At 61.7% G+C, this 17468-nt stretch carries 13 protein-coding genes and 1 riboswitch; of the genes, 8 read left to right on the forward strand and 5 right to left on the reverse strand.

Annotated elements, in window-relative coordinates; all coding sequences use genetic code 11:
- Window positions 1–330 precede the first annotated feature (330 nt).
- Window positions 331–1647, forward strand: a complete 1317-nt coding sequence (locus G3N95_RS17925; protein ID WP_205971420.1) for a hypothetical protein — start codon at window positions 331–333, stop codon at window positions 1645–1647.
- A 145-nt stretch (window positions 1648–1792) separates the two neighbouring features.
- Here G3N95_RS17925 and G3N95_RS17930 read toward each other — a convergent pair whose 3' ends face one another.
- A complete protein-coding gene (locus G3N95_RS17930; RefSeq protein ID WP_205971421.1) occupies window positions 1793–2272 on the reverse strand; it encodes a hypothetical protein in 480 nt (159 codons plus the stop codon).
- 1148 nt (window positions 2273–3420) lie between these two features.
- Between G3N95_RS17930 and G3N95_RS17935 the strand changes: the two genes are divergently transcribed.
- The 3 genes from G3N95_RS17935 (at window position 3421) to G3N95_RS17945 (ending at window position 6395) form a co-directional block, all read left to right on the forward strand.
- Window positions 3421–4053, forward strand: coding sequence for a TetR/AcrR family transcriptional regulator (locus G3N95_RS17935; RefSeq protein WP_205971422.1), 633 nt, complete (start codon window positions 3421–3423; stop codon window positions 4051–4053).
- 47 nt (window positions 4054–4100) lie between these two features.
- The gene (locus G3N95_RS17940) at window positions 4101–5579 is read left to right on the forward strand and encodes an MFS transporter (protein WP_205971423.1); all 1479 of its coding nucleotides are present in this window, start codon (window positions 4101–4103) and stop codon (window positions 5577–5579) included.
- A gap of 534 nt (window positions 5580–6113) precedes the next feature.
- Window positions 6114–6395, forward strand: a complete 282-nt coding sequence (locus G3N95_RS17945; protein WP_205971424.1) for a YodC family protein — start codon at window positions 6114–6116, stop codon at window positions 6393–6395.
- Between the two features lie 116 nt (window positions 6396–6511).
- Here the strand turns inward: G3N95_RS17945 and G3N95_RS17950 are convergent, their stop codons facing one another.
- From G3N95_RS17950 to G3N95_RS17960, 3 genes are all read right to left on the reverse strand, one after another.
- Window positions 6512–7144, reverse strand: a complete 633-nt coding sequence (locus tag G3N95_RS17950; RefSeq protein ID WP_205971425.1) for a LysE family translocator — start codon at window positions 7142–7144, stop codon at window positions 6512–6514.
- 39 nt (window positions 7145–7183) lie between these two features.
- Window positions 7184–7305, reverse strand: a riboswitch (ZMP/ZTP riboswitch).
- A 130-nt stretch (window positions 7306–7435) separates the two neighbouring features.
- Window positions 7436–8587 (reverse strand): epoxide hydrolase family protein, encoded by a 1152-nt coding sequence (locus G3N95_RS17955; protein WP_205971426.1) that lies wholly within the window; start codon window positions 8585–8587, stop codon window positions 7436–7438.
- A 36-nt stretch (window positions 8588–8623) separates the two neighbouring features.
- Window positions 8624–8932 (reverse strand): superinfection immunity protein, encoded by a 309-nt coding sequence (locus G3N95_RS17960; RefSeq protein ID WP_205971427.1) that lies wholly within the window; start codon window positions 8930–8932, stop codon window positions 8624–8626.
- A 180-nt stretch (window positions 8933–9112) separates the two neighbouring features.
- On the opposite strand from G3N95_RS17960, the gene G3N95_RS17965 reads away from it, so the two are divergent.
- From G3N95_RS17965 to G3N95_RS17975, 3 genes are all read left to right on the forward strand, one after another.
- Window positions 9113–10585, forward strand: coding sequence for a M20 family metallopeptidase (locus G3N95_RS17965; RefSeq protein WP_205971428.1), 1473 nt, complete (start codon window positions 9113–9115; stop codon window positions 10583–10585).
- A gap of 88 nt (window positions 10586–10673) precedes the next feature.
- Window positions 10674–11780 carry a malate/lactate/ureidoglycolate dehydrogenase gene (locus G3N95_RS17970; RefSeq protein WP_205971429.1) on the forward strand — a complete coding sequence of 369 codons (1107 nt, stop codon included), beginning with the start codon at window positions 10674–10676 and terminating at the stop codon, window positions 11778–11780.
- A gap of 477 nt (window positions 11781–12257) precedes the next feature.
- Window positions 12258–13136, forward strand: a complete 879-nt coding sequence (locus G3N95_RS17975) for a crotonase/enoyl-CoA hydratase family protein (protein ID WP_205971430.1) — start codon at window positions 12258–12260, stop codon at window positions 13134–13136.
- Between the two features lie 204 nt (window positions 13137–13340).
- On the opposite strand, the gene pdeR is transcribed toward G3N95_RS17975, so the two are convergent.
- The gene (gene pdeR, locus G3N95_RS17980; RefSeq protein ID WP_205971431.1) at window positions 13341–15341 is read right to left on the reverse strand and encodes a cyclic di-GMP phosphodiesterase; all 2001 of its coding nucleotides are present in this window, start codon (window positions 15339–15341) and stop codon (window positions 13341–13343) included.
- A gap of 315 nt (window positions 15342–15656) precedes the next feature.
- Between pdeR and treA the strand changes: the two genes are divergently transcribed.
- Window positions 15657–17393 carry an alpha,alpha-trehalase TreA gene (gene treA, locus G3N95_RS17985; RefSeq protein ID WP_205971432.1) on the forward strand — a complete coding sequence of 579 codons (1737 nt, stop codon included), beginning with the start codon at window positions 15657–15659 and terminating at the stop codon, window positions 17391–17393.
- Window positions 17394–17468 lie beyond the last annotated feature (75 nt).

Raw genomic sequence — 17468 nt, forward strand, 5'->3', positions numbered from 1 at the left:
GACAATGGCTGGGCGTTGACGACCTGAACGACGGAGTTGAGCGGCATCTCCGCCAGCAGACTGCACGGATGATTGAGCCGCTCGTGCTCGAACTCGACATACGCCTACCGCATTGCCATCAACACCGCCGTGCGAAACCTCGCCCCTGGATCGAGGTCTGGCATAACCCGCGCTGGCCCGCCACGCAGGATGCCCACTATCGACGGGCGAAAGACGTGCTCACGCCAAAGCTGATAACGCACGGCCTCCTCGATCGGAAGCAACAGCCGCCCTAAAGTTTCTCTTCCGAGGGTCGATAAGACGCACTGGACCATAACGGCAAGAAAAATAATGAGCATCGAGACTCCCCTCACCGAGCGCGTCAACAGTGTTTACGACGACGTGCTCGGAATTCTAGATAACCAGACCGTGACGCTGGCGTCATTCAACAATGAGCAGGTGCAGAAGGACGTTTTATTTAGCTGGTTTGACGTAGTCGTCGGCACGCTGGAGCGTGCAGAGACATCTGCCCTCGACCCCGCGATGAAGGCCCTGCACTGGTCAGGAATTTCAAACCACGTTGTTACATTAGAGAACGTCCGGAACAATGCACGTCAAAGCGGGGCGGCGTGGCTGCAGTCGGGTTCGGCGCAAGCGTTTTCCGCGTTGTGGGGCATTCGATCTGCACTGGTGTGGCTTATACCTGTGTCGGCAGATGCTTTACAGGCTCTGAGCCCTGGCGTCGAAGAGATAATCTCTCAGGCGCATTACGTGCAATCGGCTGCGAAACTGGCTTTCGAGTCAAAGCGAGAAGTCGAAAAAACCGAGACGTCCGCGAAAAAACAGTTGGATGATCTGCAAAACATCGTCGAAGAAGTCAGGGGTCACGAGCGCGCTGCAGCAACAGCAACGACCTCGGCCTCGGCCAGCGCAGCAACCGCCGAATCGCAGAAAGATCTGGTTTCTCAATACATGCTTGAATTGGCCGAATCGGTGACGACGAAAAAAGAACTGTTCGACGAATTCGAAAAGTATCGAGAACAGGTTGAGGGAACGCTTCAAGGAGCCAGCAAGGTCGCGTTAGCGAAGTCTTTCGAACGAAGGCGCGCTGCGCTTACGAGAGCCCAGTATGGGTGGGCCAGCGCGTTCACTATGGGCATCCTCGCTCTGATCGGCGCGGGGATCTACATTACCCACGAACTGATCAGTAGCGTCCCATTGATTCCAACAGCAGCAGTGTTCTCGTCCGCCGCGTCGGCAGCGGGTGCGTCGGCCGGCCTCGAAACCGGTGTCGCATTGAAGGGACAGCTTGCCGGATTTGTGGGCGTACTGCTTCGCTTTTTCGTTCTCAGTCCCGTTATCTGGTTCACCTGGTTTTCTGCGCGCCAGTACGGACACTGCCTCAGACTCGTTGAGGACTACGCCTTCAAAGAAGCCGCTGCGCACGCTTTCGTCGGCTACCGTAGCGAGATGGGCGACGATGCGGACATGATAAAAATGTTGCGCGAGAACGCGATCAAGAACTTCGGCTCAAACCCGACGCGAGTACTGTCGAAAGACGAACCGGTTACCCCGCTCAATGACGCCATCGAACGTGCAATTGAGAAGGTTAATCCTGACAAGCTGATCGAATTGCTGAAGGACGCTGTCTCTTCGGTCAAGAAATAACGGATCGCATGTGGCACATGAGATTGCGTTCCGCAATAAATGTTTTGGCAGCACGTTTCGTTGATCCACACATCCAATGCCTATTCAGGTAACCGACCGGGCATTGGATTGTGCTCGCTCACGGCAGCCTACCACTGCATATACTTCACACGCCAAGTGGATTTTGAATTGTGCTTCTGATCGTGTAGCGGTTGTACGCGTCGTTAATCGCTCGTTCCATCCGAGCACCTTGGAGGATGCCATCGGCTTTAGACTGCGCGATCAGGGTATTAAGTTGTCGAGCGGCGCATTTGACGGCGACAGTATGCTCGCGGTCGTCCTGGTCGATACGAAACAGATATAAAGCTAAGGTTTCGGCGGGATATGCACGAAAAGGCATTTCGGCGTCCTCGAACAGCTTGCGCATATTGCCAGCGGTCCGCTTACGAGCGTACGCGTGCCATGCGATCGAGGATGTGATGCTGTCTAGTACAGCGTATAAAACGCGCCCACCGATCAGCACGCCTGCCGCTGTCCAGAAGTCTCTTTGATGGCCGCCGATAAACCATGTCCAAATGCCAGCGAGCACCAAGTATGGTATGAGCGCTACACCACTAAACCACATTTTGGATTGGGTCTCTTCCATCGACTGCCCCGATTTTACAGTGTTGGGGAGGATGATCAACCTCCTCAATCTGAGCTGTCAATAGTCTGCCTGACCCGCCGGGACAGCCTCGACATGCGGCTCAGCTATAGATCATTGCCTCGAACGGTGATTTCAGCGGTTGCAATATGGCATCGGTCGAGACGATTGACTGCAACGATGACTGTGTGCTGACCGTCGCGCTTGGACGCGCGCCGCAGTGTGGTCTGCGCGGACAGTCAATGAGGCTTCAACAAAGGCTGTTGAAACCAAGTTGCTCAAACCGGTTGCTCTATTTTTTCGAAAGAGCCATGTAGTAGTCGGCAATATTATCTCCGGAGCTTTTCGTGATCCGATTGAACGCTCGTGCCCATGGCCAGAAGTTCCTGCCAGCGGTGGGCGTTCGCTAAGGTACGAATGGCGGAAGAGCGACCTGAAGCTGCCTCACGAACGCCTGCGCCTGAACGTCAGCTCAGGCCGATATCGAGTCAATGGGTTGCCCCATTCACCGGCGAGATTGCAAATAGCCATCTACGCTGCGAGCGCACGCCAGCAGACTATCGGTCGTCGCCGACACGTTCCGAGACCCACTGCACGCACTGAAGGCGGCAAACATTCCGAATGTATTTCATGCTACGAAGGGTTCAAGTCTCAAGCTTGCACGGGCTTCTTTTTGTCACGGTGTTTGGCCGGGCGAATGGAGATGACGGGGCAAGAGGGTGCTTCGATTTGTCGATCTGGCTGTGCGAAGTGTCATGGCGATATCGCTGCGCTTCATCTAACGTAGAGTTGTTGGCGCCCGCGCGCTCGTCCGTCGCGAGTTAGTCGTGATGTGCCAGCGCAGCGAGGAAATTGCTGCGCAGAGAAACGCGACGCTCATCGGGCCCTAGGTCTCGGCTCCGCGGGGCGGGCGAAAGAGCTATGAAATACCGCAACGATGAATACCCATGGTCGACCCTGCGCGAAGGCGAATGATACGTGAAACATTAAAAGAAGCTTTCATTTTTCAGGGTCTATTGCACGGTCATTCAGCGGCGTTTCTGAGTCTATTGCTCAATTTCTGGGGTCTATTGTGCAGGGACACCTGGAGAGTCGAGGCTTGCTCTCATTTCACCTTGAATTATTGAACGATCAGTCATAAACTCGGCTCTATGACCGATACCACTGATTCCAGGCGCGCGCCCGCCGCGAAAGCGGAAACCGCAGGCGCGCGTGGCCGTCCGCGCGAATTCGACACGGATGCCGTGCTCGCCGCCGCGAGCAAGGTGTTCTGGCGTCAGGGCTTCCACGCAACCTCCGTCGACGATCTCTGCAACGCCACAGGCGTGCTGCGCGGCAGCCTGTACGGCGTGTTCGGCGACAAGCACGGCATCATGATGGCGGCGCTCGATCACTACGCGGAAAGCGCGGTCAATGGTCTGGTCGAACGCCTGAATGCCAACGTGCCGCCCGAAGTCGCGCTGCGCAATGCGCTGCTGCATCACACGCGCGTCACGTCGTCGCTGACGGGCTGCTTCATCACCAACAGCACGCTCGAATTGCTACCCGAAGACGAACTGCTGCACGCGAAAATCCGCGCCATCCAGCGGCGTGTCGTCACGCTGCTGGCGGCCGCCGTGATTCGCGGGCAGGCGGCGGGCGTATTCAACGGCGACCTCGACGAAAAGGCGGTCGCCGATTTCCTGCTGTGCGTAACGCAAGGCCTGCGCGTGCTCGGCAAATGCAAGCGCAAGGAAGACGAACTGAAAGCCGTCGTCGATGTCGCCATGCGTGCGCTGACCTGAAAATTTTTTGCCGATTTATTGAACGATCAGTCATGAATGAGAGGTGCATGAAAGCGTCGGGCGTGGGTCTGCCGTCCGCATCGGGTAAGCGTGCCGAAGCGCAAGGGCATCAGCGTTTCGAGCGCCAGGGGCTTGCGCTGACGGTGCTGTTCGTCGGCGCGTTTCTGGCGCCGCTCGACTACTTCATCGTCAATCTGGCGCTGCCGGCCATCCACACGGGGCTCGACGCCAGTGACGCGCAATTGCAGCTGATCGTATCCGCTTACGCCTCTGCGTACGCGGTGCTGCTGATCACGGGCGGACGCCTCGGCGATCTGTTCGGCAGGCGGCGCATGTTCATGGCGGGGATGGCGGGCTTCGTCGTCGCGTCGGCGCTGTGCGGCTTCGCGCCGAACGGGCATGTGCTCGTGATCGCGCGCATCGTGCAGGGCATGGCGGCCTCGGTGATGGCGCCGCAGGTGCTCGCCACCGTGCGCGCCGTCGTGCCGCTGCATCAGCAGACGCGCGTGATGGGCTTCTATGGCTTCGTGTTCGGTCTTGCGTCGATCGTCGGGCAGTTGGGCGGCGGTGCGCTCATTACGTATCGGCCGTTCGGCCTCGACTGGCGGGCCATCTTCCTGATCAACATCCCCGTCGGGATACTGGCGTTCGTCGGCGCGTGGAAGTTCGTACCGGAGAATCAGCCCGACACGCGCGAGGGCGTCGATCTGAAAGGCGTCGCGTTGCTGTCGCTGGTGCTGATGCTGCTGATCTATCCGATGACGCATGGCCGCGAAGCCGGCTGGCCATGGTGGACGTTCGCGATGTTCGCGCTCGCCGCCCCGGCGCTGGCCGCGTTCGTCGCCATCGAGCGTCGCGTCGAGCGCAGCGGCGGCAGTCCGCTCGTCGATCTGCAGCTATTCCGCAACCCCGCGTTTTCGACGGGGCTCGTGATCGCGTTTCTGTTCTATTGCAATAGCGCGTTCTTCCTCACCTACGGCATCTATCTGCAAACCGGCCTGCACTGGACGCCGCTGCAATCCGGCCTGGCGATCATGCCGTTCGCGCTGGGCTTCGTCGCCGGACCACTGACGTCGCCCGCCGTCGTGCGGCAGATCGGCGCGCACGTGCTGACGCTCGGCTTCTCGATGATGGCGGCCGGCTTTTCGGTGACGGGCTGGGCCGCGACGCACGAACCGCTCGGCACGCTCTTCTATGCAGGGCTCGTGTTCGCCGGCGTCGGGCAAGGGCTGGTGTTGCCGTCGATCATGCGTATCGTGCTCGGCGAAGTCGAGCCGGCGAAGGCAGGGCTCGCGTCGGGCGTCGTGACCTCGACGCTTCAGATCGGCTCCGCATTCGGCACGGCCGCGATCAGCGGCGCGTTCTTCGGCGCGCTGTCGACACATGCGTCGGCGGCCGGCTATGCCTATGCGTTCCAGCGCAGCCTCGCAATCAACGCCGTGCTGATGGTGGTCTGCATTGCACTCAGCGTGACGCTGGTCCGGCATCAACAGCGCGCTTATCGGCGCACGATCAAAACGGCCTAGGGAAAATCCCGAGTCAGCGCATTTTTGTGATTCGACAGAACAAAAATACACGTGAAAATCGCGGGATAACGTTTTCATCGCCTACAGTCTTACTATTCGAGACGCCTTGCATTGCGCATTGCAACTGATTTTCCCCGTTCAGCAGTGATGCACTTATTCACAGATGGCGTCGATTATCTCGGCTAGACGGCTTTTAAATCGCCCCGACTTGCGAAATGTCAACCATATGACAGCGGGTGATCCGGCGTATTTACGTTTACCCGTAACGGCTGCCCTAAACGGCTGCGTCGTGTATGCTGCGAGACAGCATCGCGCCTTTGCCAGAAGGCGATTCACGGACTAAACAATAACAAACGAACGTTCGCAATAAAGTGATTTCTATTCCCGAATCGCTGAAAACGCTTCCAATAAAAAATACTTGCTGGCGAAATATTCAATTGTTAATCTTCGTCCACTCTTATTAATTCCGTTGGACCGCGGTGCGTTTATGGCAGTGAATTTTCAGCCAGCCTAATGCTTATAACGGGGACATCCATGCTGACTGCTACTTTCGACGCATTTGAAGCGACGCAACAAGCGGTGCAAATCAATGTCGGGGACGTGGTGACGCTCAAAGCGGGCGGCTCACGTATGACGGTGACGTATGCCGGGCCGATTGCCCGTAAAACGGGTGAATGGCTTGTTTGCCAATGGTTCGACGACCACGGCGAACTGCGTCAGGAAACGTTCGCGCCAGAAGAGGTGCGGCTTCAGCCGCGCTCGATTCCGGCGGGCTCGGTGCAATTGCGCAAGTTTGTTCGCATCGTTTCGCCTTGAACGCGACGACGCGCCAGAGGGCGCCCTCGCATTCTTCCTTCTACGCTTTCATCACGGACGCCGGGTGCATCAGCCAGCCCGGCGTCGTGCATTAGCGGTTCTTCATTGGCCGTTCATCAGCGTCGCGCTTCCGTGGCCATTCTCACGGCGAGACCGGCGAGCACGGTGCCCATCAGCCAGCGCTGCACGACGAGCCACGTCGGCTTGCGCGCGAGAAATACGGCAATCGATCCCGCTGTCATCGCCACCGTCGAATTGACGGAAATGCTCAGCACGATCTGAATCGCGCCGAAGATCAGCGACTGTCCAAGCACGCTGCCGTGTTGCGGATCGATGAACTGCGGCAGCAGCGACAGATACAGCACCGCGATTTTCGGATTCAGCAGATTGGTGACGAAGCCCATCGTGAAGAGCTTGCGCGGGCTGTCGACGGGCAGGTCGCGCACCTGGAACGGCGAGCGTCCGCCCGGCTTCACCGCCTGCCATGCGAGATACAGCAGATAGAGCGCGCCGCCGAAGCGCAGCGTGTCATACGCGAACGGCACGGCCAGCAGCAGCGCCGTGATGCCGAATGCCGCGCAGAACATATACACCACGAAGCCGAGCGCGACGCCGCCGAGCGAAGTCAGGCCGGCTGTGCGGCCCTGACAGATCGAGCGCGAGATCAGATAGACCATGTTCGGCCCCGGTGTGAGCGCCATGCCGAGCGCGACGAGGGCGAATGCAAGCAGATGCGAGGTGTGGGGCATTGCGTGAGCTCCGTTGATGGAAGACCGGTCGAAGAATCGCAGCAAGGCCCAGGCGCGCGGCTCGAACGGGGCATCGACAACGACTCCGGCGGCGATGGACTCCCGGTTCGCGTTCCCCGGTGGTGATCCACCTGAATTAAGCGCCAGTCGCGCGAACCGGGTCATTGTTGCGCGTGGCGCGCACACAGGCCAGAGACAGAAGCGGCCTCGGCTGTCGATACACTTCAGAGCCGCCGCAGCCGCAGCCGCAGCCGCAGCCGCAGCCGCAGCGGCGGCGACCGGCACCATGCGTCAGCCGCGTAGCGGCCGGAAGAAACGCCGGATCTCTTCGGCGAGCAGCGCGGGCTGTTCCATGGCGGCGAAGTGTCCGCCGCGCGGCATGTCGGCGAATTGCGTGACGTTGAATACGCGCTCGATCCACGAACGCGGCGGCCGGCTGATTTCCTTCGGAAAGCGTGCGAAGCCGAGCGGCGGGGTGACGCGCTGGCCCGGCTCGAAGCGCAGCGGCCGCGCGCGCGTTTCCGCATAGAGCCGTATCGACGAACCGATGGTTTGCGTATGCCAGTACAGCGACAGGTCGGTGAGCAACTGATCCTTGGTAAACACACGCTCGACGTCGCCCTCGCAATCGCTCCACGCGCGAAACTTTTCGACGATCCACGCGGCGAGTCCGGCCGGCGAATCGTTCAACGCGACGGCTGCCGTGTGCGGCTTCGTCGCGTGCATATGCGCGTACGCGCCTTCGGCATCCGCAAACACGGCTTTCGACGCGAGGAAGTCGCGCTCTTCCTGGGTGATGGACGGGTCGTCGGGCGCGACGGGCGCGTACGAACTCGGCAGAAAGTTGAGGTGGATGCCGTCGACCCGCTGTGCATGGTTCGCGGCCAGCGCAATCGAGACTGCCGCGCCGAGATCGCCGCCTTGCGCGCCGAAGCGCTCGTAGCCGAGGCCGCGCATTAGCTGCGACCAGAGGTCCGCGATGGCGTACACCGTCATGCCGGGCTTCGCGGGCCGCTCGGAAAAGCCGTAGCCGGGCATCGACGGCACGACGACGTCGAACGCATCGGCGGGGTCCGCGCCTACCGAAGCGGGATCGCACAGATGCGGCAGCAGTTCGGTGAACTCGATGAACGAGCCGGGCCAGCCGTGCGTGATGACGAGCGGGTAGGGCTTCGGACCGATGCCGCGCCGGTGCACGAAATGCACGGCGAGATCGTCGATCTGCGCGACGAACTGCGGCTGCCGGTTGAGCTGCGTTTCCGCTGCGCGCCAGTCGTAGGCGCCCGCCCAGTAATCGACGAGATCGCGCAGATAGTTCAGGTCGATGCCGAGCGCCCACGGCGCGCTATCGAACGCATCGGGCCAGCGCGTTTGCTTGAGCCGCGTCTTCAGCGCGTCGAGTTCGAAATCGGCAATCGAAATCTGGAACGGCGTGATTTGCATGGGTTATGTCCCTTGTCGTTGAGCGTGCGGGCGACGCTATTTCGGCGGATGGTCGCGCGACTCGCGCATTTGCACCCGTTCGCCCAGCATCTTCGTGAAGGTTTTCATGCTGATGACACGCCGCGATCGCACCACGTCGCCTTCCAGGTTGACGGGCGGATTCGGCTGGAACGCCCAGTACAGTGCGACCAGCCAGCCGAACACCGTCCAGCCCATGCACGCGTTGAACAGCGCGATGGTCAGCATGTCGTAGCGCTTGCGGCGATCGGCGATGATGGACGGCAGGAAGTACAGCCCCAGCGCGGCCACGGTCGCCACGCCCTGAACGACGATGTTGTTGCTCATCGAAGCCTCCCCAGGCGCGGTGGTTATCCATCCATTGTCGCGCGAACGGGCATTGTCCGCTCGCGGCGCTGAAGGCCGTTTGCAAGGCTTCTGCCGTTGCGCGGCATGGTTCACACGAATTCGGCAACGCGGGCCATAGGGTCTATCATGTGCGTTTCGACTGCACCGCATAGGGCCATCATGATCTCCGACGATACCCAACAGGATCAAAAGCAGGCTCAAAAGCTGAATCACGACACACTGCGCGAATTCGTCGATCGCAAATGGAATGATGAGATCGTGCCGGCGCTCACCGACTACATCGCCGTGCCCGCCAAGAGCCCGGCTTTCGATGCCGACTGGGAAAAGCACGGCTACATCGAACGCGTCATCACGGAAGCCGCGAAGTGGGCCGAACAGCAGCCCGTGCGCGGCCTGAAGCTCGAAATCGTCCGCTTGCCGGGCCGCACGCCCGTGATCTTTTTCGAATCGCCCGCCACGCGTTCGGGCAGCACGGAAACCATCGTGTTGTACGGCCATCTCGACAAGCAGCCGGAATTCGATGGCTGGCGCAACGACCTCGGTCCGTGGACGCCGAAACTCGAGGACGGCAAGCTCTATGGCCGCGGCGGCGCGGACGACGGTTACGCGATCTACGCGAGCGTCACCGCGCTGGCGGCGCTCGACGCGCAAGGCATCGAACGGCCGCGCTGCGTCGGCCTGATCGAAACCTGCGAAGAATCGGGCAGCTACGACCTGCTGCCGTATGTCGACGTATTGCGCGAGCGGCTCGGCAAGGTCGGCCTCGTCGTGTGCCTCGATTCGGGCGCGGGCAACTACGATCAGCTGTGGCTCACCACGTCGCTGCGCGGTCTCGTATCGGGCGATCTCGAAGTGCAGGTGCTCGACGAAGGGATCCACTCGGGCGGCTACGGCGGCATCGCGCCGTCGAGCTTCCGCATCATGCGCCAGATGTTCGAGCGTCTCGAAGACGCCGCCGACGGCACGCTGCTGCCGAAGGGCTTCCATTGCCCGGTTCCTCTCGATCGTCTAAGCGAGGCGGAAGCGACCGCGAAGATTCTCGGCGACGACGTGTGGAAGAAGCTGCCGTGGGCCTGCGGCCAGGACGGCGGCCCCGTGCTGCCGACCACCACCGACCCAAAAGAAGCGCTGCTCAATTCGACGTGGCGTCCGTCGCTGTCGGTGACGGGCGCGGCGGGCCTGCCGTCGCTGGCCGATGCCGGCAACGTGCTGCGTCCGCGCACGGCGTTCAAGCTGTCGCTGCGTTTGCCGCCGCTCGTCGATGCGGAACATGCGGTGCAGCAGTTGAAGTCGCTGCTGGAGTTCGATCCGCCGTACAACGCGAAGGTCACGTTCAAGCCGGACGCGGGCGCCGCGACGGGCTGGAACGCGCCCGAACTCGCACCGTGGCTCGGGACGGCACTGAACGACGCGTCGCGTCAGCACTTCGGCGCGGACGTCGCGTTCATCGGGCAGGGCGGCACGATCCCGCTGATGAACGTGCTGAAGGCGGGCTTCCCGACTTCGCAGTTCATGGTGTGCGGCGTGCTCGGACCGAAGTCCAACGCGCACGGTCCGAATGAGTTCTTGCACGTGCCGTACGGCAAGAAGCTGACGGCGTCCGTCGCCGAAGTGATCGCTGCCGCGCCCTGACCAGCTTGCGCTGACTGTTGCACACACGGAAGGCACCGGCCGGTGCCTTCCGCTTTCCATGCACGACCTTGACCAGGGCTTTCATCGAATGAACGCTGCCACGACGTCTGCTGCCCGCATTTCCGCCGCTGAACTTCACGAATACGTGCGCGCAATCTGGGAGCAGGCGGGCAGTGCGCCGCGCGAAGCCCAGCTCGTCGCCGATCACCTCGTCGCGGCCAATCTGACGGGACACGATTCGCATGGCGTCGGCATGATTCCGCGCTATGTCGATTCGCTGCGCGACGGCGAGCTGAAGCTGAACGGTCACGCGAGTGTCGTGAAGGATGTCGGCGCCGTGCTGACGATCGACGGCGGCAAGGGCTTCGGCCAGGTCGTCGCGCATGAGGCGATGGAGCACGGCATCGAACGCGCGAAGAAGCTCGGCGTGTGCGCCGTCGCGCTGCGCAATGCACACCATATCGGCCGGATCGGGCATTGGGCCGAGCAGTGCGCGAAGGCGGGCTTCGTGTCGTTCCATTTCGTGAACGTTGCAGGCGATCCGCTCGTCGCGCCGTTCGGCGGCGCGGATCGCCGCATCGGCACCAATCCGTTTTGCGCGGCTTTTCCGCGCGCAGGCAAGGCGCCGCTCGTGCTCGACTTCGCGACGAGCGCCGTCGCGTACGGCAAGACGCGCGTCGCGTACAACCAGGGCAAGCAGGTGCCGCCCGGTTCGCTGATCGATCACGCAGGCAAGCCGACCGTCGATCCGAAAGTCATGATGGAAGCGCCGTTCGGCGCGCTCATGCCCGTCGGCGGACAGGCGGGCGGCCACAAGGGCTTCGGCCTCGCGGCGATGTGCGAGATCTTCGGCGGCGCGCTGTCGGGCGGTTACACGACGCACGACGACACGCTGCAACAGACCAACGCGATCATCAACTGCATGATGTCGGTGATCGTCGATCCCGCCGCGTTCGACGCGCCCAACGCCGAAGCCGAGGCGGATGCGTTCGTCGAATGGGTGAAGGCGTCGCCGCTCGCCCTGGGCGCCGAACGCATCTACGCGCCGGGCGAACCCGAACGCGTGACGCGCGCCGAGCGCGAGGCCAACGGCATTCCCGTCGATCCGCAGACCTGGCAGCAGATCCGCGACGCGGCGCTGGCGGCCGGTCTGTCTCAAGAGCAGGCCGATAGCTGGTCCGCGCGTCTGCGCTAACGCCTGAACGCTCGCCCATGCGCGAGCGCTTCACTCCGATCACGGCGCGTATGTCGTTGCACGCGCATCGACATACGCGCGTCACCTGGCGCGTCTGAAAAAACGCCGTTTGAACGCGGCAACAAGTCCCATTTGCCGCTTTTTGCCGCTGCTCGCCCCGATTCCACAAAAAATGCAATTGGAATAACTGTGGATTGCTCTAAAACGTTTGCGATTAATTCGCAAAAGTTAAAACAGATATTCTAATTGCTGCTTTGCTCCCTTATTCCGGTGTCGCAAAGAACGCCTGTTTGAAGTTTTCCCCCGAAACGCAATCGTTTGCGCGAGCCGCGCCTGGCAAGACCCCCGCCAAATGGGCGTCGCCAAACTTATGACGAACTGCGCACATCTGTTCGTTACCCCCTCCTGGCGGATTCTGGTCTGTTTTAGGCTCGCATTGCTTCACCCGGGTGTTTAACTTTAAAAGGACCGTTCAAAATGAATCTGCAAAACCACCACGCCTGCCGTCCGTTTCTCGAAGCCGGGAAGCTGTCGCAAATCGCCGCGTATTACGAAGAAGAGCGCAACATCATGTGGATGATGTTGCGCGCGCAACCGCGCCCGTGCTTCAACCTCGAACTCGTGCACGACATACTCGAACTCGCGCGGGCCGCGCGCGATTCCAATGTGCGCATCGATTTCTGGGTGACGGGCTCGGTGATTCCGTCCATGTTCAACGTCGGCGGCGACCTCAGTTTCTTCGCCGATGCGATCCGTGGCGGGCATCGCCAGGAGCTGATGGCGTATGCGCGCGCGTGCGTCGATTGCGTGCATGCCGCGGCGCGCGGTTTCGACACCGGCGCGATTTCGATCGCAATGGTGGAGGGCACGGCGCTCGGCGGCGGTTTCGAAGCGGCGCTCGCGCATCATTTCGTGCTCGCGCAGAACGACGCGCGGATGGGCTTTCCGGAGATCGCCTTCAACCTGTTTCCGGGCATGGGCGGCTATTCGCTCGTCGCGCGCAAGGCGGGCATGCGTCTCGCGGAGGAATTGATCGGCGGCGGCGAGTCGCATACGGCGGAGTGGTACGAAAGCCGTGGCCTCGTCGACCAGCTGTTCGAACCGGGCGACGCTTACATCGCCACGCGCACCTTCATCGACACGCTGCGTCCCAAGCTCAACGGCATCCGCGCGATGGTGCGGGCGCGTCAGCGCGTGTTGCAGCTGTCGCGCGCCGAGCTGATGGAAATCACGGAAGACTGGGTGCAGGCCGCGTTCACGATCGAGGAAAAAGACCTCGCGTTCATGGAGCGGCTCGTGATGCTGCAAAACCGCCGTGCGAGCAATCTGCGCCCGGCTGCCGTGAATGCTGCCTGAAGGTTGCACGAGCACGTACAGGATCAAGGTCTGATCGCAGAACGCCCCCACGCATTGCAATTCATGCGCTCCGTCTGCACCCGTCGGAAATTGACGCAACCCTCAACGTAGCAAACAGGTAGTACGCAGCATGCAATCTGTAGTCCGCCGTATGAGCAGTGGCCAGGCAGGGGATTCCCAAGGTCGAGCGAACTTTTCGGGGGTTCAGGCGATCAACCGGATCTTCTGCCTGTCATGCAGCCAGCGCTCGAAATCGGCCGCGGGCATCGGCTTGCCGTACAGATAGCCCTGCACGTATTCGACGCCCAGCCCCTTCATGAACAGCTCCTCCTGCTCCGTCTCGATCCCTTCCGCCACCACCTTCAGTTGCAGCGCCTGCGCGACGGCCACCATCGAGCGCACCAGCGCCTGAGATTTCCTGTCCGCGTTGATCGAACTCACGAAGCTGCGGTCCAGCTTGATGACGTCGAGGGGAATGCGCCCCAACTGCGACAGCGACGAATAGCCCGTGCCGAAATCGTCGAGATGAACCTGCGCGCCGAGATCGCGGAATTGCGTGATCAGGTCGATGGCAGCCGCTTCGTCTTCGATCAGGCAGCTTTCCGTCAATTCGATATCGAGCAGGCAAGGATCGAGCTGCGCACGTTCCAGCGCCTCGGTGAAGTGCGAGACGACGGCCGTACCCACCAGCTGCCGCGCCGACACGTTGATCGCGACTCGCAGCGACAAGCCGCGCGCCTTCCATTGCGCCGCCTGTTCGGCGGCCGTCTGCATGACCCAGCGGCCGAGCGGCCCGATCAGCCCTGACTCTTCCGCGTAACGGATGAACGCGGCGGGCATGATCTGCCCGCGCTCCGGCGAATTCCAGCGCACAAGCGCCTCGACGCCGTACACGGTGCCCGTCGCGAGCGACAGCTTCGGCTGATAGTGCAGCGTCAGCTGGCCTTCTTCGAGGCCGCGCCGCAGGTTCGTGTCGAGCCACATGTACTCGGCCACCTTGCGGTTCATCTCCGGCGAGAACACGCGATAGGTGCGCTTGCCGTCGTCCTTGGCGACGTACATGGCCGTGTCGGCGGCGCGGATCAGCGCTTCGAGGCTGTCGCCGTGTTCGGGGAACATCGCGATGCCGATCGAGCAGCCCGTGTACACCTCGACGAGCCCGAGACTGAACGGCGTGCGCAGCCGCTCCAGAATGCGCTGCGCCATCGCCTCCATCGACGCGACCGTCGCGACGGGCGACAGCACGATGAACTCGTCGCCGCCGAGACGCGCGAGCGTGTCGGCATCGTCGAGGCATTCACGCACGGCCGACGACACGTCCTGGATCAGCCGGTCGCCGAATACGTGGCCGTAGTGGTCGTTGACCTTCTTGAAGTTGTCGAGATCGAGAAACAGGATGCCGACGGCGTCGCCCGGCGCGGCGCCGGCGATGGCCGCGCGCGTCTTGTCGTGGATCGCGTTGCGGTTGGGCAGGCCCGTCAGCGAATCGGTGTTCGCGAGTTCGGACAGCCGCTCCTGGGCGTTGCGTTCTTTCGTGATGTCCGTGCCCGAGCAGATCAGGAACTGCTCGTCGACGCCGCTGCCGCTCATCACGAACTTGTTGCGAAACAGAAAGAGCCGCTCGCCGTGCACGGTGCGCACGCGGCGCTCGACTTCATAGGCGACGCCGTGCTGGAAAAAGCCGGAGATATTCTGGCTCGATGCCGCGCCCGCTTCCGACGACATGAACAGCGCCCACACGTTGCGCCCGATCACGTCTTCTTCCTTCATGCCCGTCAGTTCTTCGGCGAGCCGGTTGAAGCGCTGGATGCGGCCGGCCCGGTCGACGATCACGACGACGGAATTGACTTCCGACACGACCTGCTCGGCAAACGACAGGCCATGCACGAGATCGCGTGCGACGGATTCCGTATCTTCGTAGGCTGATGCCGTGCCTGCCCAGGTGCTGCCATTGAGCTTCTTGCCGACGAGATGCAGACGCAGCGCTTCGCCGAACAGGCGAACGTCCATTGTCAGATGCGACGTCACGCCCGTGAGGCGGCGGATCTGTGCGGCCTGCGCACCGGACAGCGCAATCGCGACCGTGGCGGCGTCGTCTTCCGTTTCGGGCGTGAGTTCGAGCGCATTGCTGTCGCTCGAAAGCCGCCAGCAAGGACTGCTCGTTCCGAATCGGGCGAAAAGCACCTGATCGTGGTCGTCGTTCATGAGGGGTCCCCGGGCAAAATTTGCCTCCAGTCGAGCTCCGGATACGAGTACAGCACGCGGCGGCGAAGGATTCTTATTGACTGACTCGCTTCATTGTAACGAAGCAGCCGGACGTCCGGCTCCGAATTGATTAACGACTTTCTAAACGCCTTTCTTTAACCAGAAAGCATATAAAAATTGATGCCCTTGCGACACGGGTTCCGCAAACGTTCACGCGCGATTGCGCACGTGCGTGCTCCTATGCGATCCTCACCTCGCGATACAAAAGCGCGACGGCAGACCAGACCGGTTGTCCACCTTTCCGAGGAGGGAGACATGAGGACGCTGTCGCTGTCGTATATGCGTGGCTGGGCCGTCGAAACGGATCATTCAACCGCGGTTTCTTTTCAATCGATGCAGCGCACTGCGCCGCCAAACGGGCCGCCAAACGGGCCGCCTGTGCGCAGACGACGCGCGGCGCGCGCCGTGGCATTGTCGGGCTTGATGCTGTTCGCAGGCTTCGCCGGTTTTGCGCAGATCGCGAATGCCGATACCCAGGTGGGCGGAACGCTGCCGCCGCCGCCCGACCAGTTGTATGGCGACCTGTTCGTTGCCGTACAAACCCAGCAGATCTATCCCGACCAGAAGACCTTCGTCGACGCGCTGCCCAAGACCGATCCCACAACGATCCTGCAGGCGTATGACGCGCAGAAGAATCAGGCGAACTTTTCGCTGAAGGCCTTCGTCGACCAGTACTTCACGCCGCCTTCCGAGCCCGTCATCACGCCGCCGCCGAACCAGTCGCTGCGCGATCACATCAACTGGCTGTGGCCCGAACTCACGCGCACGACGACGAGCGCGCCCTCGTACAGTTCGCTGATTCCGATGCCCAAGTCCTATGTCGTGCCGGGCGGCCGCTTTCGCGAGGGCTACTACTGGGATACTTATTTCACGATGCTCGGCCTGCAGGAGTCGGGACATGAAGATCTCGTCGACAACATGCTCGACAACTTCGCGTACATGATCGACACGTATGGCCACATCCCGAACGGCAACCGGACTTACTATCTGAGCCGCTCGCAGCCGCCGTTCTTTTCGTACATGGTCGAGCTGGCGGCGAAAGTGGAGGGCGGGCGCGTCTATCAGAAGTATCTGCCGCAGATGCGCAAGGAATACGCGTACTGGATGCAGGGCGCGTCGAGCACGAAGCCCGGCGAAGCGACGCGCAACGTCGTCGTGCTGCCCGACAGGACAGTGCTGAACCGTTACTGGGACGAACTCGACACGCCGCGCGACGAGTCGTATCTGGAAGACGTGCAGACGGCGCAGAAAGCGACGGGCCGCGCGCCGAACGAGGTCTATCGCGATCTGCGCGCGACGGCGGAAAGCGGCTGGGATTTCAGTTCGCGCTGGTTCGGCGACAACATGAATCTCACGACCGTTCGCACTACTTCGATCATTCCCGTCGACCTGAACAGCCTGATGTTCCATCTCGAGACGACGATCGCGCGCGGCTGTTCGGAAGCGCGCGACTTCAGCTGTGTCGTGCAGTTCATCGGCAAGGCGGGCAAGCGTGCGGAGGGCATCAACCGCTATCTGTGGAATAGCAAGGGCTACTACGGCGATTACGACTGGAAGCTCGCGAAGGCGCGCGACAACCAGACGCCCGCGATGCTCTATCCGCTGTTCGCGGGCGCGGCGTGGCCCGATCGCGCGCACAAGACGGCGAACGTCGTTGCGGCCGTGTTGCTGAAGCCGGGCGGTCTGACGACGTCGACCTACGACACGACCCAGCAGTGGGACGCGCCCAACGGCTGGGCGCCGCTGCACTGGATCGCGATCGAAGGGCTCAGGCGCTATGGGCGCAGCGATCTCGCGCAGCAGATCGGCACGCGCTTTCTCGCGGACGTGAAGAACGTCTATGCGAAAGAGCAGAAGCTGGTCGAAAAGTATGTCGTCGAAGGATCGGGCACGGGCGGCGGAGGCGGCGGCGAATATCCGCTGCAGGACGGCTTCGGCTGGACCAACGGCGTGACGCTGAAACTGCTCGATCTGTACGCGCCGGGCGAATGATGCGCTAACGGAGGCGTAACGCGCAGCCGATGCACGGCAGTTGTGCGTGCAACGGCTGCGCTTGTGATTTCAACA

Origin of the sequence: Paraburkholderia sp. Tr-20389 (genome assembly GCF_017104565.1) — a bacterium.
Classification (GTDB): domain Bacteria; phylum Pseudomonadota; class Gammaproteobacteria; order Burkholderiales; family Burkholderiaceae; genus Paraburkholderia.